Source organism: Billgrantia antri, assembly GCF_017868935.1.
Lineage (GTDB): Bacteria > Pseudomonadota > Gammaproteobacteria > Pseudomonadales > Halomonadaceae > Halomonas > Halomonas antri.
Genome location: NZ_CP053383.1, coordinates 2,102,404 through 2,120,759, shown reverse-complemented (window position 1 = coordinate 2,120,759; position 18,356 = coordinate 2,102,404). Strand labels below are relative to the sequence as shown.

Genomic DNA, 18,356 nt, shown 5'->3' with positions numbered 1-18,356 from the left:
TGGCCATGCCGACCTGGGAGCGCTTGCTGGCAACCCCACCGCTGTATCGCTGTCGAGGCGTGCTGGGAGAGCCTACAGCCAGCGAAATCCTGGCCAGGCTGGATACGGAGCTGGAGTGGCAGCGTCCACGCCTGCGACTGTACGGGCGCGAACACCCGATCCCGCGGCACCAGGTATGGATGGGCGAACCCGAAGCGCGTTATCGCTACTCGGGGCGTGACTTCACGCCGCTGCCCTGGCACCCGGATGTCGCCGCCCTGCACGAGCGGGTCGATACACTGCTGAGGGCTCGGGGCATCGACGCCGGCTTCAACAGCGTCTTGCTAAATCGCTATGCCGACGGTGACGAACGCATGGGTTGGCACAGCGACGACGAGCCGGAACTCGGCGAGAACCCCCTCATCGCCGCCGTCACGTTGGGCAGCGAACGACCGTTGCGGTTTCGCTGGAAGCACGGCGACAGCCAGCCCTTCAATATCTGGCTACCCCACGACAGTCTGCTGCTGATGGGCCCAGGCTGCCAGGCGAGCCTGCAGCACGCCTTGCTGCCAAGACGCATCCCCGGGCTGCGTATCAGCCTCACCTTTCGCCGCGTTCAGTTCAGCGTCGATCCTCGCCGTTGAGCACTTAACGAGCCTGGCGATAGAGCCCCCACAAGATCGTGATCAGCAAGGCATAGACCAACCCGCCAACAGGATAAGCAAGAAAACTGTAGGTCAAGCCGAAGTCGATAAAGGCGACCGGTACCAAGGTGCCCGCCACCGCCAGTGCCCGCTGCTCGCCCGAACCGGCACCGACACCGCGAGCAAACAGCCACAGCGGCGTGAAATAGAGCGCCAGCAGCGCCAGCAGGCCCGGCAAACCACGCTTCACCCAGGCATCGAGGATGTCGTTGTGGGCATGCCAGAAACGCCCCAGCGCGGGGTCCTGCTCGCCCTCCGCGCCGCGCTCGCGCATGGCAGCCTGGTAGCCGCTGGCCCCCCAGCCCAGCAGCGGGCGCTCCAGTATCAGCTGCGAAGAGCCCCGCCACATTTCCAACCGGGCGCTGACCGATGTCATCTCGTCATCGCCCGCCACGTACTGGCGTAGGCTATTGACGGCGTTGTCGACCCGCGTGGCCACGCCGGTCTGCGGCATGGCATACAGACTGCCTAGCAGTGCCATCAACGCCGCCACGAGCGTGACCCGCCACCCCAGCGGCAGACGACGACCGTGGCCACGGTAGAGCACCCAGATGGCGAGCGGCAAGCCGATCCACCCCCCCCTGGAACCGGACAGTGCCGAGGTCAGCAACCCCGCCAGACCGCCCACGATCAGTAGCAGCGACCAGGGCCAGCGCTCGCGCCGGGCAAATGACCAGCTCAAGCCCGCGAAACACAGCAAGCCCATCAACAGCCCAAGGTTGCCGAACAGAATGGCATGCAGTGGCTCGTGACCGTTGGCACGCGCCGTCCCCTCGGCAATGCGCTGCCATAGGGCCCACCCACTCGCTGCCAGGCTGCCCAGTGCCAGGCCGGCCCAGAGCCAGGTAGCGCGAATCCTGGCCCTGGCAAACGCCAACAGGGTGACCATGGCCAACGCAAAAGGCCAGGCATTTTCCATGCCGGAGCTGCCCTCGCCATGAAGCAGGAGCATGCCGATCCAGGTCAGCCCCTGCAGCCCCATTGCGGCCACGAGGAGAAGGTCCTCGCGGCGCGGAAACGCATCGACCTGCCCTTCCTCGCCGACCAGCCAGGCTGCCGCCAGCAGCAGCACTGGCACAAGGACGAGCCCTTGCCACGGCAACACCAGCATGGTCGCTCCCAGGGTGAGCATGGCCAAGGCCGACAACCAGGCCTGGCACAGCCCTTTCCCGCTTCGCGGCATGGTCCTGGGAAGAGGTCGATAAGAATTGTCTTCAATCATGGCAATGGCTCATCCGTTGATACGCTGCCGTCCACGGTGCCCGGGCATCGGCCCTCCTGGCTCCCCTGACGCCGTGCTTGATAAGAATACCTCACATGATAGTGGAAACGACGCCCACCCCAACCGATTCCTCACTCCACGGTGACGGACTTGGCCAGGTTGCGCGGTTGATCGACATCGGTCCCGCGCGCGACCGCCACGTGATAGGCCAGCAGCTGCAGCGGCAAGGTATAGACGATGGGAGCCAGAAAGCGGCAGCAGCCCGGTACCTTGACCACCATCATGCCTTCCTCCTGCTCCAGGCCGCTTTCGGGATCGGCAAATACCAGCAGCTGACCGCCGCGCGCCCTGACCTCCTGGAGGTTGGACTTGAGCTTGTCGATCAGCTCGTCCAGCGGTGCCAATGCCACCACCGGCATGCTGCCATCGATCAACGCCAGCGGGCCATGCTTGAGCTCCCCGGCGGGATAGGCCTCAGCATGGATGTAAGAAATCTCCTTGAGCTTGAGCGCCCCCTCAAGGGCGATCGGCATCTGTGCACCACGCCCCAGAAACAGCGTATGGCGGTAGTCGACGAAGCGTTGGGCCAGGGCCGCGATCTCGTCATCGAGTTGAACCGTGTCGCCCAGCAGGGTCGGCAAATAGCGCAGGCGATGCACCAGCCTGGCGGTGAGGTCCCGGTCGCCGCCACGCAATTGCCGCAGCGCCAGCGCCACCAGCATCAACGAGGTCAACTGGGTGGTAAAGGCCTTGGTCGAGGCCACGCCGATCTCGGGGCCGGCATGGGTCATCAGGCTGAGGTCGGATTCGCGCACCAGGGAGCTGCCTGGCACGTTGCAGATCGCCAGTGCCCCGACATAGTTTTCATCCTGGCGCTTGCGCGCATGACGCAACGCGGCCAGGGTATCGGCCGTTTCACCCGATTGCGACAGGGTCAGCAGCAGCGTACCCGCGGGAGCCACCACGTCGCGGTAACGATATTCCGAGGCAATTTCCGCTTGGCACGGCACGCCGGCCAGCGTCTCGATCCAGTAGCGGGCCACCATGGCCGCGTGGTAACTGGTGCCACAAGCGACGAGATGGATCTGGCGGGTCTTGCCCAGGAGCTGGCGGGCCTGGGGGCCAAAGGCTTCGATCAGCACCTGATCACTGCCCAGCCGCCCCTCCAGGGCGTTGGCCACGGCTACCGGCTGTTCATGGATCTCCTTGAGCATGTAATGCTCGAACTCACCCTTGCTGACCGCCTGGTCGCCATGCTCATAGCGCAGCACTTCGCGAACCACCGGGGCGCGCCGCCCGTCGGCGTCGAGGCCGTGCACGACACAACCGTCACGCGTGGCCTCGACCAGATCGCCATCTTCCAGGTAGAGAAAGCGATCGGTTGCCTTTAGCAGGGCCAGAGGGTCCGAGCCCAGGTAGCATCCCTGTCCGCTGATGCCCACCACCAACGGGCTGCCGTGGCGCGCGCCCACGACGCGATCGGGCCGCTCGGCATCGATCACGCCCAGGGCATAGGCGCCTTCAAGCTGTGCAACCACCGCTTCGACGGCCTGCAGCAGATCGCCCCGGTCGCGCAGTTCACGTTCGATGAGATGCGCCACGACCTCGGTATCGGTCTGGGAGGTGAAGGCGTAGCCGTCGGCGGCGAGTTCGGCCTTGAGCGAGTGGTAATTCTCGATGATGCCGTTGTGCACGACGGCGATGCGCCCCGACACGTGAGGATGAGCATTGTCCTGGCTGGGCTCGCCGTGTGTCGCCCAGCGGGTATGGGCCACTCCCGTCATGCCCGTCAAAGGTGACGTCGACAGCAGTTGCTCTAGCGCCGCGACCTTGCCCACCTCGCGGGCACGGCCTAGCTTGCCGGGTGCCTCCACCAGGGCGACACCGGCCGAATCATAACCCCGGTATTCGAGGCGCTTGAGGCCTTCCATCAGAATGGGCAGGACGTTGTCCGCCCCCACTGCAGCTACGATGCCACACATGTTCTCTTCTCCATGAACGGTGCCACGACCATGGGCCGTGATGCACTCTCTAGGGCAATCAAATCGCTAGGCGATACATCGGTTGCGATGAGACCGGCTGGCGGCCGTCCCGGGCCGACAAGGCGATCGCCGCGACAGCTACTTGTGCCGTTCCAGCACTGGCCGCAGCGGCATCACGGCCACGTTGGAGGCCATCGGTGGCGCTTCGCGACGGCGCTTCTCCTGCCACACCAGGTCGACGATCTCACCTTCCGGCCGATACGCCGTCGGCGCCTCCAGCAGCAGGTGGCGAATCTCGTCGTGCTGGAAATGGCGACAGGCCTCGAACAATCGATCGAGCAAGCCTTCGAGCCGCGGCCACTCCCACAGCACCTCCTGGGCCGTCATGATGCGCGGGTGCGAGGTCGCCGCGACGTCGTCGCCCACCAGCAGCTCCTCATAGAGCTTCTCCCCCGGTCGCAGGCCGCTATAGGCGATGGCGATATCGCCATCGGGGTTATGTTCGTCGCGAACCTTCAGCCCCGATAGCCGAACCATCTGTCGCGCCAGATCGGCAATGCGCACGGGCTCGCCCATGTCGAGCACGAAGACGTCCCCGCCCCGTGCCATGGCGCCCGCCTGGATCACCAGTTGCGCCGCCTCGGGGATGGTCATGAAAAAGCGGGTGATGTCAGGGTGGGTCACGGTGATCGGTCCACCCGCCTGGATCTGTTCGCGGAACAGCGGCACTACCGAGCCGCTGGAGCCCAGCACATTGCCGAAGCGCACCATGCAGAAGCGAGTGGCGTCCTGATGCTTGGCGAAGGCCTGGCAGATGAGTTCGGCCAAGCGCTTGGTGGTGCCCATCACGTTGGTCGGCCGCACCGCCTTGTCGGTGGACACCAGCACGAAGCTCTCGACCCCGGCCTCCATTGCCGCACGGGCGGTCGAGAGCGTGCCAAAGACATTGTTCTGTACCCCCTCGACCACGTTGTGCTCGACCATCGGCACGTGCTTGTACGCCGCCGCATGGTAGACGGTCTGCACCTCGAAAGCCTTCATCATGGTGGTCAACCGCTTGCGATGCTGCACCGAACCGAGCAACGCTTCGATGCCCACCTCCAGCCCCTCGTCCTTGGCGATGCGGCGCAGCTCCTGCTCGATGCGATAGAGGGCGAACTCGGAAATCTCCAGCAGCAGCAACCGCCTGGGGCCATGGCGCAGCAGCTGACGGCACAGTTCGGAGCCGATGGAGCCTCCCGCCCCCGTGACCAGCACCACTTTGTCGCGAATGTTGGCTTCCATCAGCGTGGGATTGGCGGGCACCGGATCGCGCCCGAGCAGATCCTCCACCGCCACGTCGCGGACCTCGCTGATCCTGGCGCGACCGGTCACCACATCGACCACGCCGGGAATGGTCTGTACCGGGAAGCCCTGCGGCTCGAGCTCGGCAAGGATTTCGCGCCGCCGAGCCCGGTTGACGCTGGGCATGGCCAGCAGCACGCGCTCGGCGCCATAGGTGTCGGCCAGGTAGCCGAGCTGGCGTGGCGGGTAGACCTTGAGTCCCTCGATATAGGTGTTCTGCAGGCTCACCGCATCATCGACGAAGGCAAGCGGCAGGTACTCCTCGCCGTGGCTGAGCGATACCGCCAGCTGACGGCCAGCCGCCCCGGCACCGTAGATCACCACGCGTGGCTTGTGACGGATCTGGCTGCGCAGGTAGATGGCGCGAAGTCCGAAGCGCACCCCACCGATGGTGAGCAATGCCAGCATGGCGTAGATGAAAGGCACGCTGCGCGGAATCCCCAGCGCAAAGAGATAGCTGGCCAGCGGCAGCGACAGTGCCGACACCACCACACCGATGACCACGGCGCGTATCGCCTTCGGCCCCAGGTAGCGGATCACCGCACGATAGAAGCCGAGCCGCACGTAGATCGCCAGGCTCAGCGGAATCATCACCACCAGGGCCATCCAGGTCTGTGCTTCGGCCAGCGGCGCCCAGCTCTCCAGGCGCAGCAGCATGGCCAACAGAAAGCTGGTGGCGATCAGCACGCAGTCGACCACCAGCTGGATGGTGCGTTTTTGCCGTCTGGGCAGGCGGAACAGGGATTGGAGCAGGTTTCGCATGTCGTCTCTCCATGACCGCGGGCGCCGACGCGCCCGCCTGATTCCTGGCGTCAGGCGCCGGCCTGAGCCATGATCTCTTCGAGTACCGCACAGGTGCGCGCGATCTCATCCTCGGTCAGCGTCGGATGACAGAGGAACATAAGGCTGGTCTCGCCCAGCTCGCGGGCAACGGGAAGCGGTGCTGCGGGTCGCCAGCCGGTACCGTCAAAAGCTTTCTCGCGGTATACCTCCGAGCAGGAGCCGGAAAAGCACGGCACCCCGGCGGCATTGATCGCGGCCATGATGCGGTCGCGATCCCAGTCTGCCGCCAGCCGCTCAGGTTCGACGAAGACATAGCACTTGTAGGCGGCGTGGTCGCAGTGCGGCGGCACCTCGGGCACGCGCAGGCCGGGGCAACCGGCAGCTGCCTGCCAGAGACGCTGCGCATTGGCCTGCCGCGCAGCCTTCCAGCGCGGCATTCGCTCGAGCTGGATGCGCCCGATGGCGGCCTGCATCTCGGTAAGCCGCCAATTGGTGCCGAAACTCTCATGCAGCCAGCGGAAGCCTGGTGGATGCTCGCGCTCGTAGACCGCCTCCCAGCTCTTGCCGTGATCCTTGAACGCCCACATACGACGCCACAGGTTAGGGTCGCTGGTCGTGACCATTCCCCCTTCGCCGCCGGTGGTCATGATCTTGTCCTGGCAGAACGACCAGCAGCCGACATGACCGATGCTGCCCACGCTTTTGCCGCGGTAGCGCGCCCCATGCGCCTGGGCGCAGTCCTCGATCACGTAGAGCCCATGGTGCTCGGCCAACGCCATGAGTGCATCCATCTCGCAGGGCCAGCCGGCGAGGTGCACGGCGACGATCGCCCGGGTTCGCGGCGTAATCTTCTCGGCAACGCTCGCAGCGGTAACGTTCTGCGAGTCACGATCGACATCGGCGAAGACCGGCTTGGCGCCGGAGGTGACGATGCTCGAGGCCGATGCCAGGAAAGTACGCGACGTGACGATCACCTCGTCGGCCGGGTCCTCTCCGATGCCAAGACCGCGCAGGGCGAGGTCCAGGGCGACGGTGCCGTTGGCCACGGCAATGGCGAATTCGCTCTCGGCAAAGCGGGCAAATTCACCCTCGAACTGGCGGCACTCTTCACCGGTCCAGTAGTTGACCCGATTGGAAAGCAGCACGCTAGTCACCGCGTCCGCCTCTTCGCGGGTGTAGTCGGGCCAGGGGGAAAAGGGTCCGTTGAGCATCAGGTTCTTCCTTGCGGTGAAAGTGGCTCGAAGCGCAACACGTTCGACCCACTGGGGAGCGTGTCTTCGTCGCCCTGAGCCGACGCCAGCGGGCGTGCCGGCACGCCGGCGACGACGAGGTTGCCATCGATATCGGAGACCACGGCCGCCCCGGCACCGACCATCACGGCCTCGCCGATGGCCACGCCCTGGCGCACCACGGCACCGGCGCCGACCCAACTGGTACGACCGATCTCCACGTCACCGGCCACGTTGGCGCCCGGCGCCACGTGTACGCAGGCCCCCAGCCGGCAGTCATGATCGACGGTGGCGGCCGTATTGACGATGGAGCCCATGCCGAGCTCGGCAAAGGCATTGATGATGGCGCCGGCCATGACCACGCAGCCCGGTGCGAGACGGGCCATCGGGCTGACAGTGGCACGCGGATGCACCAGCGAGACGATCCTGGCACCCTGCGACAGCAAGGCCTCGAGCTTGGCCTCACGCACCGCGTTGTGGCCGATGGCCACCACCACGCCCTCGAAGCGAGACAGCTCGTTGAGCAGCATCGGCAGCGTGCCTTTCACCTCCCAGTGCTCATGCCGGGTCTTGTCCGGCCAGGCATCGTCGTAGAAGACCAGATCCTGCCAACCGGCCTGGATGGCAATGTCCGCGACCACCTTGCCGTGGCCGCTGGCCCCAAGAATGGCGAGACGACGGCGATTACTCATGATGACCTCCACGGAATCTCGGCATGGCGACATCGCCGTCATGGGCGATACCATCGCGAACCAGCACCTTCTTCACCGTCAGCAGCAGGATACGCAGGTCGAGCCACAGCGAGCGGTGGTCGACATACCACACGTCGAGCTCGAACTTCTGCTCCCAGGAGAGCGCATTGCGGCCGTTCACCTGGGCCCAGCCGGTCACACCCGGGCGCACCTCGTGACGCCGGGCCTGACGAGTCGTGTAGAGCGGCAGGTATTCCATCAATAAGGGCCGTGGACCGACCAGGCTCATGTCGCCCTTGAGCACGTTCCACAGCTCCGGCAGTTCGTCGAGGCTGCTGGCGCGTAGCCGCTGGCCCAATGGGGTCAGGCGCTCCGCATCGGGCAGCGCTTTGCCGTCGCGATCGACGGCATCGCGCATGGTGCGGAACTTGATCATCTCGAAGGCCTGGCCATGGAGCCCAGGCCGGGTCTGGCGAAACAGCACCGGCGAGCCAAGCCTCAGGCGCACCAGCAGCGCCAGCGTAAGGAGCAGCGGCGCGAGCAGCAGCAGCGCCACCAGGGAAACCACGATGTCGAACAGTCGCTTCATTGCTTCTCATCCATGACGTCGTTCATGATGCCGGCCAGCCGCTCGGCCAGGATTCGGTAGTCGTAGACGGCTTCCACATGCGCCCGGCCCGCCTGTCCCATGCGGGCGCGCTCCGCGGTCGGCAGTGCCACCAGCCGCTTGATCGCTTCGGCCAGGGCCAGCGGATCCTCGGGCGGCACGGTGATACCGGCCCCCGCCTCGGCAACCGGATCGTTGATCGCCGCCGAAGCGATGATCACCGGGCGCCCCGCGGCCATGTAGTCGAACAGCTTGTTCATGCTGATGCCGAAGCGATAAAGCCGCGGCAGGTCGCGCACCGTGATGACGAAGGCATCCGCCTCGCGGGCCACTGCCGGAATGTCGCGCTTGGCCACCGGCGGTTCGAAGCGCACCCAGCGACCGTCGAGCTCGAGTCTGCTGGCCTGACGCATCAGTTCTTGCTTGCCCGGCCCGTCGCCGATCAGGCGCAATTGCACCGGCACCCGGCCTGCGGGACTGTCCGCCTTGACGAGCGCCATGGCCTCCAGCAGATCGGCAAGCCCGTTGGCCTCGCCGTGGCTGCCGAAGTACATCAGCGACAGCGGCAGCTCGGGAGGGCGCGCTGCCGGCGGGCCTGGCTCGGGAAACTCGGCCAGATCGACCCCGTTGGAGAGCCACACCACCCGCTCTTCCGGCACGCCCAGCGGAGCGATGTAGTCCACCGCGCGCGGCAGCAGGGTCAGCACGCGCTGCGCACGCCGGTAGAGGAAGGTTTCCAGCGCACGCAGCGCGCGCGTCATGGCTGCGCCCTCCCGTAACCGCCCCATGTCGATCAGGGTCTGGGGCCATAGGTCGCGCACCTCGAACACGAATGGCACGCGGTGGCGACGCGCCAGCCACCAACCGGCCAAGGCAGCGAAGGGATGCACGCTCGAGCCAACGATCAGGTCGGGTCGCTCGAGCCCGGCCAGGCGCGTCGGCCGCAGCGCCTGGCAGGCATACTCCAGCATGTTCTTCATGCGCCCACCGCCGTTACCGCGGTAGCTCGAGGTCCGCAGCCACAGGAAGTTCACCCCGTCGATGGTCTCCAGCCGCCACGATTCGTCCTTCGTCAGGCGCTGCTCACCGCTGGGATGGTCGACGCTGGAAGCGATCAGCGTGGCTTTCCAGCCATGTGCCGGCAGGTGACGGGCAAGCTGATAGTGACGTGCCCCGCCGGCCGCATCGGGGTGCTTGGCATAGTGATTCAGGATCCAGACGTGTCTCATGAGGTCCTCGGTCAGCGGGCAAGGGCGCGGTAAGTGTCCAGCAGCTTGCGTTCCTCCTGCTGCCAGTTGTAACGCTCGACCACGGCCCGCTGGCCATTCCTGCCCATCTCACGGGCACGTTCGGGATGGCTCACGATATAGTTGATCGCCCCGGCGATTGCGTCGGGGTCGAGGGGATCGACGCACAGCCCGCAGTCGCTGCCTTCCACGATCTCTCGCCATAGCGGGAAGTCCGAAGCGATCACCGGCAGTCCCGCACTCATGTACTCGAACATCTTCACCGGTAGCGCATCGAGGTAGTTGACGATCGGGTGCAGCGTGACCAGGCCGGCGACCGAGCTGGCCATGACCCGACGCACGCCGGCGCGATCGAGATAGCCGTGTGCCTCGACCTGCGCCCAGCCGGCATAGGTCATCACCTCCTGTTCCAGGGCCAGCGTCTTGAAGTCGCCGGCGAGCTGCAGCCGGCACCCCTGCTCGACCTTTTCCATCGCTCGGATGACCTCGCGGATGCCGCGTACCTCGGCGATGCCGCCGACATAACACACCGACAGCGACTCGCCCGGGCTGGCACTCAAGCGAGCGTCGGGCGCACCGTCCAGCTCGCCGAGCATCGGAAAGTTGTTGACGTCCACCACCTGGGGGTGGAACTCGCTGAAGCGATCGCGAATGTGAGGTGTTGCCGCCACGATGGCATCGAACTGGCGACAGGCTTGCCGCTGGTACGTCTCGACAGCGCGGGACAGCACCTGCCGCGTGAGCTTGCCGAGATAGTGCTTGGCCAGCATCTGGCGCGGCAGATCCTCATGGGCGTCGTAGACCACACGCTTGCCCAGACGCTTGAGACGACGCCCCACCGGCATCAGCTCGGGGTCGTGCAGGTGATAGAGATCGGCATCCAGATGCCTGGCCTGCTCGAAGACGCGACGCGTGGTCTTCACGACACGGTTGAGGCGCCCGGGCAGTTGCCCGACATCGACGATGGCGACCCCATCGCGCTCCTCGTCTCCCTCACCATCGGCGACGACCAGCGTCACCGGATAGCCACCGGCGGCCAGCGACCGGCACTGCTTGTGGAAGATCCGAGTGTCATAGCGCGGATGAGCGGAGGTCAGGTGTGCCACTTTCATTATCGTTGCGTCCTTGTAGGTTCCTTGCAGCGTCATGCTGCCCCGTTTCGTCGCGGTGATGACCGGCCGTCTCGACCGGCCGCGTATCAGAGGTGTCGCGCTCCCTGCCGGAGGCGACGAGGGCATTGGCATAGGCGCCCCAGCCAAGCGCCGGCAGCGGCCAGAACACCGGCTTGGCCAGCACCATCAGCAGCAGGCAGACAAAATTGAGAGAGAAGGCAAACACCCAGCCGGCACCGCGGTCGCCGAGGAAAAGCAAGCGATAGGCGGCAGCAGCGAAGGCGGAGAGTGTCAAGCCGACATAGAGGGTGAAACCCAGCAGCCCGTAGTTGACCCATGCCGACAACATGCTGTGGGCATAGCCTCCGGTGACCTCTGCCGAGGCGATATGCCCGCCGAAGCGGCCCAACACCGGGCTGCTGAGGATCTGCTCCACGGCTCGCTGCCCGAGGTTCTGGCGCGCCAGCCAGGAGCTGGTTCCCGACAGGTCGAAGATCTGCAATTGTCGGCTGCCCGACAGGGCCTCGAACTGACTCACCACCAGCGCCATGAGCACCCCGACGACTGCCAGCAGCGTCAGCATGTACTTGACGCTCATGCCCGCCCACAGCATCAGCAGCAGCGCCGAGAGCGCCAGGAAGGCGTAGAGTTCCGAGCGCGCCCCCAGCACGAACATGACGAAAGCGCCAACCACGATCAGTGCAGCACGGACCACGGCCCGTTCACTGACGGCGATCAGAAACACCAGTAGCACCAGGGCGCTGCGGGCGTAGCCTTGATAGGTAGAGACACTGTCTCCTACCTCGGCTTCGACCTCGATCATGCGCCGGGCGAAGAACATCCACTGACCGGTGGTGGCCACATGCAACGCCAGGTAGCCGGCGATGAGCACGAAGGCGATCCAGAAGGCGCGCGTCAGCCGTGGCGAGTCGAGCGGCACGCGATAGCCCAGCAAGAACAGCACCAGCCACAGCACCAGGGTCTCGACGGTCTGGACCAGTGCCGCCTGCATCACGCTGCCTCCGGTCAGGCCGTAGTTGACCGCCGACCACAGCAGCACATAGACAAAGAAGCTCAGCGTCACCAGCGCATAGCCGCGGGTAGCGGACGACAGGACGAACAGCTGGGACGGCAGCAGCGCGCAGTAGACGATGAACATCAGCACCGACACCACCCCGAACAGGCCGCCCAGCACCGCCGGCATCATCCCCATCGCCACCAGGGTGTGGTAGAGGATGAAGCCCGGAAAGAGCACGAAGAAGCCGATGGCAGAAGCGCGCGTCGTCAGCGCATCACCGGACAGGACCATGCGAGACTCCTGCATCGCTCAGTCGGCCAGCACGCGCTCGTAGAGCTCGCGCTGGGCACTTGTCGTCAGTTCCGAGTTGTGCCACAGCAGAGTGAAGGTACCGCCCATGCTGCGACAGCGCGCCTTGAGCCTGCTGAAGCATGCGAAGGCCTCCTCTCCGGTGCCGAGCCCGAGGTAGAGCGGCGAGATCACTGACGCCTCCATGGCAATCAACGGTCGGATACGCAGCGCCAATGGCTCGCCCTTGACCGGGTCGAACGCGGGATAGTCGAAGCAGGTGCCACAGCGGAAGCCCGGCGCTTCGGCATATCCCAGCGTGGTGTCGTAATCCAGCCCGGCCTGGACGTATCCCTGCAGCGTCAGCGGCATCTGCCAGCGCAGGTAGTGCATCCGTCCGCCCCACTGCGCCTGCTCGATTCCCTCCTCGGCACAAACCCGGCGCAAGCGCACGGCTTCGTTGGCCAACTCCTTGGGATTGCGGAAGGTGTGGTAGCTGGGGTGCAGGCCGATCTCGTGTCCGCGCTCATGCATGCGTCGCATGAGATCGCGCATGGCCGGATGTTCCGGTTCGTAGTCGGCATCCTTGCGTGGGTCAGTGCGACCGCAGATGAAGTAGAAGGCGCTGGTCAATCCATGGCGCTCGGAGACATCCATCAGCCAGTCGAAGGTATTCAGCGGGTCCAGCGGGTGCAGCCGACGACGGGTGCTCAGGCGAACCCAGGGGCCTACTACCAGCGCCTGGGGGCGATGGTGCAGCAAGGCATCGCCCAGCATGGCCCGGGCCAGCTTGACGTCGCGGGCAAAGCCGTAGCGACTGGGGCGGTCGACGTCGTGGGTCGGGCGCTGGGTGAACTCGTGCCGGCGCAGTACTACCCACGGCCACTGGCGCTGGATCGCCTGGCCCAGCACCGCCAGCCACTCGTCGACCACGGGTCGCTCCAGATAGCCGTAGCGACCGGCATGGGAAGCGCTGGCGGGAAAGCGACAGTGTCGATCGAGGACCTGCGGATCGACCTCCTCCTGCCGCGACAGCATCCAGTAGGTCAGGCCGAGGATGTCGTAATGGATCGCCAATCCATCCGCGATCGGCTCCACCAGCGGCCGTGGCAGGCTCGCTGCCCCCGGGGCCGGTAGCGGCATGCCGAGCGGCGCGCGGTAGCCTTCGCTCGTTGCGTCCCACTGAGTGTGCGGCAGGTCTCCGCCGGCCAGGTAGAAGCCCGGCTGCAAGCGGTCGAACAGGACGTGCCCCGGCGCATCGGCGTGGCGTAAATAGAGCCGCTCCGGGCCATCGCGCTCCAGCCGCAGCGGCACGCCGAAGCGCTCCAGCAGGATACGCTCCAACCAGGCGAGCACCGGTTCACCCGAGGTGATGCCCGACGAGACCACTGACAGGTGATCCGACACACCGGCCGGTATCAGCGAGGCGTTCGGCCGCGCCGGGGAATTCCTATCGTAAAGTGCGCTCATGTCATTCACTTGGATTCCCTCTTCATCAATGTACGGGCCGTGACATATGCCTCACGGGCCAGCTGGCGAATGCCTCGCTGACTGATCGCGTAATGGCACACCAAGCGCCCGCCCCATGCCTCTTTCATCTCCGCCACCGGCGCGATGTTGGCGCCGATGAAATCGAAGACCGTGCATCCTTGGCGCTCGAAAAAGTCGAGCGCCTCTTCGGCGACCAGATTGTTGACGCCATCCTTCATGGCCTCCGTCTTCATGCCGGCCGACCACGCCAGGGCATGGCCGCCGGGCGTGAACAGGCAAACCCGCGTTCCCATCGCCTTGCCTTCGGCGCTGCGCGCCAGGAAGCAGACGAAATGCTCCGGTCCCATCAGTTCGGCCAGGCGCGAGAGTTCGCCGGCGTCGAGGCGGTAATCGAAGCCCTTGCGCGCCTCCGGACCCGCCAGGCATTCGGCCACCGCGGGATAGTCTTCGGTGATCTCGCAGACGTAGCCGAGCCGGCGGCATTTGCGCGCCTTCTTGCGCGCGTTGGGGTCGATGGCTTCTTCGCGCGTGGCGATGTCCAGGTGATAGGTGAAGCGCGGTCGCGCCGCCATGTTGGCCCATTCGAACGGCCTCACGTCGTCCGCCTCCGAGGAGAGGCTGAGGCTGCCACCGAATTCGCATTGCTGCAGGTACTCGGCCAGCCGGGTCAGGGCCAGGCGCTTGCGCCGATTGCGCGAGGCGGGACGCTCGCTGGCGCACTGGAAGTCGATGGGCAGATGAGGGTTGCGCGGCGGCGTCACCAGGCGGCCCTGGTGGTTGCGATAGAGCACGGTCTCGAGGCGCCAGCCGTCACCCTTCTCGGGCGTGAACGACAGCGGCTCGGCCGTCAGCCCCCAGCGTTGCTCGTTGAAGCGAATCCATCCGGGATGGAACAGGGGATCGTTCGTCATGGTACGGCTTTCCTTTCCGTCTCCGTGGTCGGAGGCTGCGGTTCGGGTTCCGGTGTCGGTTCCTGCGTCGCGTCATCCTGGTAGTCATCGTCGAAGTCACACACCAGGTAATAGCGCAGCTCGCCGCTGACCGGGTCCTGGTAGCGGTCGACGATGCGAAAACCGAGACGCAGGCTGGGCTTGAGCGAGGCGACGTTGTCCGCCGAGATGCGCGAGGAGTAGCCACGCACACCGTTGGCACGAAAGTGCAGGATGGCCGTGCGGCGCAGCTCGGTGGCCAGCCCGCGACCGCGATGGGCAGGGTGAACGCCGCTGAAGCTCGAATGCACCCGCCCCTCGTGCAGGTCGCGGCGGCTGAAGCCATAGAAGGCGGCGCCCACCACGCGCCCCTTGACGTCCAGTGCAACCACACCGAGGCGATTCCCCGCCAGGCGATAGAGCCAGCGCCGGGGCAGATCCAGCGTGCGGCCCTCGTGCAGTTCGGCATACAGCGACAGGGCACCGGCCAGATGGGGAGGCCGCATGGCACATAAGCGGTAGCCATCGTGGTGCCGCAACGGCACGGTGGTGAATTCCCGAGCTCGACGCAGGTTACGGGCAATCAGCGCGGCCGCCTCGAAGACGACCCGGACATATCGGTGCGGTGTGTGAAACGACATCAGCAGAACCTCTCGAGGAACAGTTGTGCCGCCACGCCGTTGTGCGAATAGCCTTGTGCGCGAAGGCGCTCGAGGGCCTCGGGAGGGAAACGCCCGGTGGATGCCAGGGTGTTGCCCCGCGCCAAGCCCGGCAGCAGGCGCGCTACCATGCGCTTCAGGTGTGCCCCCGGGCCACGGCGCAGGGCCGCCAGGCGGCTCAGCCGAGCGCGCAGGCTCCGCCGGGACTGCTGCGCGGCGTTGCCCAGCGGCGCCCGATGGCCGCTGACCTCGGCGAACAGGGTCTCGACGAAGTCGACGTAGCCGGCACGCCCCTCCAACCAGTGGAGCGGCAACGACTGCCAGACGAACATGAAGTCACGGTCATAGAGCGGCATCCACCAGTCGTGGCCGAAGAACTCGAAACAGCGAACCGAATTGACGATGAACTTGGCCTGGCGCTCCTGCCAGCCAAACTGCACGAACCAGCGAATGAACTCATCCGGCTCGAGGGGCACGTCCAAGGGGTAATCCATGGCCAGTCGCGGCAGCACGCGCTCCGCAAACAGCGCCTCGCCCTCCTCGCTGGTATTGAGCATGAAGTGACGCTGACGCAGCGCCTCACCCAGCTCGCCCTCCGGCATCAGGCGGCCTGCCCGTCGGGCCTCGAATACGTCGGGTGGCACGAAACCGGTCACGCAGCAGTGACCGGGGGCGAACAGCGAACCCGGCTCGACCAGCCCCTGCTCCGTCAGCTGCTTGACCGCAAGCCAGTCCTGCATGTTGGCGATACCGTTCCAGCCCGAAGCCCATTGCTGGTAGCGCCAGTACGCCTCGCTGTCGGCGACACGCCCCCACGCCTGCTGGCTATACTCGACGAAGGTCCATGGCAGCCCAAGGGCACGAGCCACCTCTCGGCTCACCTTGGCCTCCTGGTTGTCGCGATAACCATAGGCATAGGTCAGTACGCGCGGGTAGCGGCAGCGCGCCAGCAGCGTAGCGATCAGGCGCGAATCGTAACCACCGCTGAGCGGCACCACGATCTGACGCCCGTTGGCCGCCTCGACCAAGCGTTGGCACGCCGCCTCGACTCCCTCCTCGAGACGGGCCTGGCTACGGCCGTCGTCCTGAGTCGGCATGACGTGATCCTGGAAGCGGTAATAGCGTGCCAGCGACAGGCTCACGGCCGGCTCGGCATCGCTCACCACAAGCGCCTCGCCGGCACGCAGCTGCTTGACACGGCGAAACAGCGTGTCGCGACCGGTGACATAGCCGGCCAGCTCGAAATCGGCCTTGGCCTCGTCGTCGACCGACACCTCACCGACCCGCTGCCGGACCCAATCGGCATCGTCGCTGAGATAACACGCGTTTCCCTGAATGCCATAGAACAACGGAATCGAGCGCACTCGATCCACCGCAGCCACCACACCGCTCGTCGTCTGCCGCACCAGGGCGTAGAACCCGTTGAGATGCGCCAGACGCTGGTGCCAAATATCGTGGTCTACGACCGGCTCAAGCCGCGCCAGCGCGTCCTCGGACGCGAGACGCCGGCCATCGAGCAAGACACTGCCGCAGACATGGCCACGCCCGTCGGGCAGCTCATGCATCTGCCAGCGTGAGGAGCTAAAGTGACAATGGATGGAACTCATTGGTAGGCCCTTCGAAGCAGAAAGACATAGCGCACCCCCAGCAGCACGGCGCTGAGCAGCAGCGCAGCACTCCACGGCAGCCACACGGGTGCCAGCCAGCTGGCGGCCAGCAGCGGCGCCAGCAGCGCCACGCCCCAGCCCAGCGCCGTAAGAGTAGCCGTCGCCAGGACCCGCGGCGGGTTGTCGGTCAGGCGGGCAATCCAGACCAAAAAGCCGGTCCAGCAAGCGGCGCTGCCCAGCGAGAACAGCGCCACCGTCAGCAGCAGGTCGTCCCGCAGGGCACCAACGGCAATGGCCGCCACGCGAACGCCGAGCAGCAGCGACTGAAAGATCAGCCCTTGGCCTTGACGTTCCATCACCGAAAACAGATGGCTCAACGGCGAGGTGATGAATACCAGGTAGAGCCAGGGCGCCATCCAGCGGGCGAACTCACCGGCCTCGCGCCAGCGTTCGCCGAAAACCAGGGCGAACAGGTCCGAGCCGACCGCTATGAGAATGAGCACCGGCGGGATTGCCAGCTGCGCCAGTATGGCGTGCACCCTGGCCACCAGTTGGCCCAACTCCCCTTGTCGGTGCGCCTCGGCGGCGCTGGCGAAGAACACCTTGCCCACGGCTTCACCGATGAGTGTCATGGGCATCGCCAGCACACGATGCGCCAGGGCATAGAGCCCGGCAGCCACGGGGCTGAACAGCGCGGCGAAGAGCAGCGGCGGGAGCTGCTTGCCCAGGGTATTGAAGAGCCCCGACCAGGACGAGAGCAGCGGGAACTTGCGATAGCGGCACGCCGCCGCCCACATTCCCGCCGCCGTGACCCGATGCTCACCGATGGCGCTCACTGCCGGACGCGCCAGCGTCAACGTCCCGGCGCCCTGGCCCGCGGCATGACCGAGCAGCAGGCCACCGCCGCCCAGCGGGCTCGCCACGAGTTGGATCGCCAGCAGCGCCAGCGACTGCTTGATCCGTGTCGAGGCCAGCGCGGAGAAGGCACGCGTGCGCACCGCCCAATGGCTGACCGCCTGATAGCCACCGGCAAAGGCCACGCCCAGCGGCAGCAACCACAGCCAGTGGTTCAGCGAGGGCACGCCCAGCGCCTCGGCCAGCGCCTTTCCTCCCAGCAGCACCAACAACAATGCCAGCAGCGTGGTCATGGCTACGACCGCCAGGCTCAGCGCCAGCACCTCGGCCGCCTCACGCTGCGTCTCGGGGAGCGGGATCGCCAGTTGATAGCGTCCGCTGGCCACCACGGTGAACAGCGCCAGCAGGCCGCCATATACCGCCAGCAGGCCGAAATCCTCCGGCGCATACAGCCGGGTCAACAGCGGCGCCGCGGCAATGGCCAGCAGCTGAGCTCCCGCCGTACCGCCCACCAGCACGCTGACACCGCGGGCGAAGGTGTGGGTCGGTAGCAGGCGTCTTGCCGGTATGACGAGCCGATTCAGCACATGTCCCTCCTTGGCGTCCGG

Annotated in this window: 15 protein-coding genes; 1 reads left to right on the top strand and 14 read right to left on the bottom strand. The window is 66.0% G+C overall.

Going from position 1 to position 18,356, the window contains the following annotated elements:
* Nucleotides 1–5: 5 nt before the first annotated feature.
* Nucleotides 6–623 (top strand): alpha-ketoglutarate-dependent dioxygenase AlkB family protein, encoded by a 618-nt coding sequence (locus HNO53_RS09875; protein WP_242597603.1) that lies wholly within the window; start codon nt 6–8, stop codon nt 621–623.
* 4 nt (nt 624–627) lie between these two features.
* Here the strand turns inward: HNO53_RS09875 and HNO53_RS09870 are convergent, their stop codons facing one another.
* From HNO53_RS09870 to HNO53_RS09805, 14 genes are all read right to left on the bottom strand, one after another.
* On the bottom strand, nt 628–1,905 hold the full coding sequence (locus HNO53_RS09870) for an O-antigen ligase family protein (RefSeq protein ID WP_209478221.1): 1,278 nt from the start codon (nt 1,903–1,905) through the stop codon (nt 628–630).
* A 131-nt stretch (nt 1,906–2,036) separates the two neighbouring features.
* Nucleotides 2,037–3,887: a glutamine--fructose-6-phosphate transaminase (isomerizing) gene (gene glmS / locus HNO53_RS09865; RefSeq protein ID WP_209478220.1), complete on the bottom strand. Its 1,851-nt coding sequence runs from the start codon at nt 3,885–3,887 to the stop codon at nt 2,037–2,039.
* Nucleotides 3,888–4,025: 138 nt separating this feature from the next.
* Nucleotides 4,026–5,993: a polysaccharide biosynthesis protein gene (locus HNO53_RS09860; RefSeq protein WP_209478219.1), complete on the bottom strand. Its 1,968-nt coding sequence runs from the start codon at nt 5,991–5,993 to the stop codon at nt 4,026–4,028.
* Nucleotides 5,994–6,043: 50 nt separating this feature from the next.
* Complete coding sequence (locus HNO53_RS09855) at nt 6,044–7,225, bottom strand: DegT/DnrJ/EryC1/StrS family aminotransferase (protein ID WP_209478217.1); 1,182 nt, start codon at nt 7,223–7,225, stop codon at nt 6,044–6,046.
* Complete coding sequence (locus tag HNO53_RS09850) at nt 7,225–7,935, bottom strand: acetyltransferase (RefSeq protein WP_209478216.1); 711 nt, start codon at nt 7,933–7,935, stop codon at nt 7,225–7,227. The genes HNO53_RS09855 and HNO53_RS09850 overlap by 1 nt, the downstream gene beginning before the upstream one ends.
* Nucleotides 7,928–8,524 (bottom strand): sugar transferase, encoded by a 597-nt coding sequence (locus HNO53_RS09845; protein ID WP_209478215.1) that lies wholly within the window; start codon nt 8,522–8,524, stop codon nt 7,928–7,930. Before HNO53_RS09845 ends, HNO53_RS09850 begins: the two co-directional genes overlap by 8 nt.
* On the bottom strand, nt 8,521–9,771 hold the full coding sequence (locus HNO53_RS09840; protein ID WP_209478214.1) for a glycosyltransferase family 4 protein: 1,251 nt from the start codon (nt 9,769–9,771) through the stop codon (nt 8,521–8,523). The genes HNO53_RS09845 and HNO53_RS09840 overlap by 4 nt, the downstream gene beginning before the upstream one ends.
* 11 nt (nt 9,772–9,782) lie before the next feature.
* Entirely contained in the window at nt 9,783–10,901 is a 1,119-nt protein-coding gene (locus tag HNO53_RS09835; protein WP_209478212.1) for a glycosyltransferase family 4 protein, read from the bottom strand.
* Nucleotides 10,861–12,210 carry a hypothetical protein gene (locus tag HNO53_RS09830; RefSeq protein WP_209478211.1) on the bottom strand — a complete coding sequence of 450 codons (1,350 nt, stop codon included), beginning with the start codon at nt 12,208–12,210 and terminating at the stop codon, nt 10,861–10,863. Before HNO53_RS09830 ends, HNO53_RS09835 begins: the two co-directional genes overlap by 41 nt.
* A gap of 18 nt (nt 12,211–12,228) precedes the next feature.
* Nucleotides 12,229–13,677: a polysaccharide deacetylase family protein gene (locus HNO53_RS09825; protein ID WP_242597602.1), complete on the bottom strand. Its 1,449-nt coding sequence runs from the start codon at nt 13,675–13,677 to the stop codon at nt 12,229–12,231.
* Between the two features lie 5 nt (nt 13,678–13,682).
* Nucleotides 13,683–14,609, bottom strand: a complete 927-nt coding sequence (locus tag HNO53_RS09820) for a GNAT family N-acetyltransferase (RefSeq protein WP_209478207.1) — start codon at nt 14,607–14,609, stop codon at nt 13,683–13,685.
* Nucleotides 14,606–15,268 carry a GNAT family N-acetyltransferase gene (locus HNO53_RS09815; protein ID WP_209478205.1) on the bottom strand — a complete coding sequence of 221 codons (663 nt, stop codon included), beginning with the start codon at nt 15,266–15,268 and terminating at the stop codon, nt 14,606–14,608. Before HNO53_RS09815 ends, HNO53_RS09820 begins: the two co-directional genes overlap by 4 nt.
* Entirely contained in the window at nt 15,268–16,893 is a 1,626-nt protein-coding gene (locus HNO53_RS09810) for an asparagine synthase-related protein (RefSeq protein ID WP_209478203.1), read from the bottom strand. Before HNO53_RS09810 ends, HNO53_RS09815 begins: the two co-directional genes overlap by 1 nt.
* Nucleotides 16,890–18,335 (bottom strand): lipopolysaccharide biosynthesis protein, encoded by a 1,446-nt coding sequence (locus HNO53_RS09805; protein WP_209478201.1) that lies wholly within the window; start codon nt 18,333–18,335, stop codon nt 16,890–16,892. The genes HNO53_RS09810 and HNO53_RS09805 overlap by 4 nt, the downstream gene beginning before the upstream one ends.
* Between the last annotated feature and the right edge of the window lie 21 nt (nt 18,336–18,356).

Bases quoted from the DNA above. Each gene is read 5' to 3' on its own strand.
- HNO53_RS09875 (WP_242597603.1), top strand. From the start codon at position 6: ATGCCGACCTGGGAGCGCTTGCTGGCAACCCCACCGCTGTATCGCTGT.
- HNO53_RS09870 (WP_209478221.1), bottom strand. From the start codon at position 1,905: ATGATTGAAGACAATTCTTATCGACCTCTTCCCAGGACCATGCCGCGA.
- glmS (WP_209478220.1), bottom strand. From the start codon at position 3,887: ATGTGTGGCATCGTAGCTGCAGTGGGGGCGGACAACGTCCTGCCCATT.
- HNO53_RS09860 (WP_209478219.1), bottom strand. From the start codon at position 5,993: ATGCGAAACCTGCTCCAATCCCTGTTCCGCCTGCCCAGACGGCAAAAA.
- HNO53_RS09855 (WP_209478217.1), bottom strand. From the start codon at position 7,225: ATGCTCAACGGACCCTTTTCCCCCTGGCCCGACTACACCCGCGAAGAG.
- HNO53_RS09850 (WP_209478216.1), bottom strand. From the start codon at position 7,935: ATGAGTAATCGCCGTCGTCTCGCCATTCTTGGGGCCAGCGGCCACGGC.
- HNO53_RS09845 (WP_209478215.1), bottom strand. From the start codon at position 8,524: ATGAAGCGACTGTTCGACATCGTGGTTTCCCTGGTGGCGCTGCTGCTG.
- HNO53_RS09840 (WP_209478214.1), bottom strand. From the start codon at position 9,771: ATGAGACACGTCTGGATCCTGAATCACTATGCCAAGCACCCCGATGCG.
- HNO53_RS09835 (WP_209478212.1), bottom strand. From the start codon at position 10,901: ATGAAAGTGGCACACCTGACCTCCGCTCATCCGCGCTATGACACTCGG.
- HNO53_RS09830 (WP_209478211.1), bottom strand. From the start codon at position 12,210: ATGGTCCTGTCCGGTGATGCGCTGACGACGCGCGCTTCTGCCATCGGC.
- HNO53_RS09825 (WP_242597602.1), bottom strand. From the start codon at position 13,677: ATGAGCGCACTTTACGATAGGAATTCCCCGGCGCGGCCGAACGCCTCG.
- HNO53_RS09820 (WP_209478207.1), bottom strand. From the start codon at position 14,609: ATGACGAACGATCCCCTGTTCCATCCCGGATGGATTCGCTTCAACGAG.
- HNO53_RS09815 (WP_209478205.1), bottom strand. From the start codon at position 15,268: ATGTCGTTTCACACACCGCACCGATATGTCCGGGTCGTCTTCGAGGCG.
- HNO53_RS09810 (WP_209478203.1), bottom strand. From the start codon at position 16,893: ATGAGTTCCATCCATTGTCACTTTAGCTCCTCACGCTGGCAGATGCAT.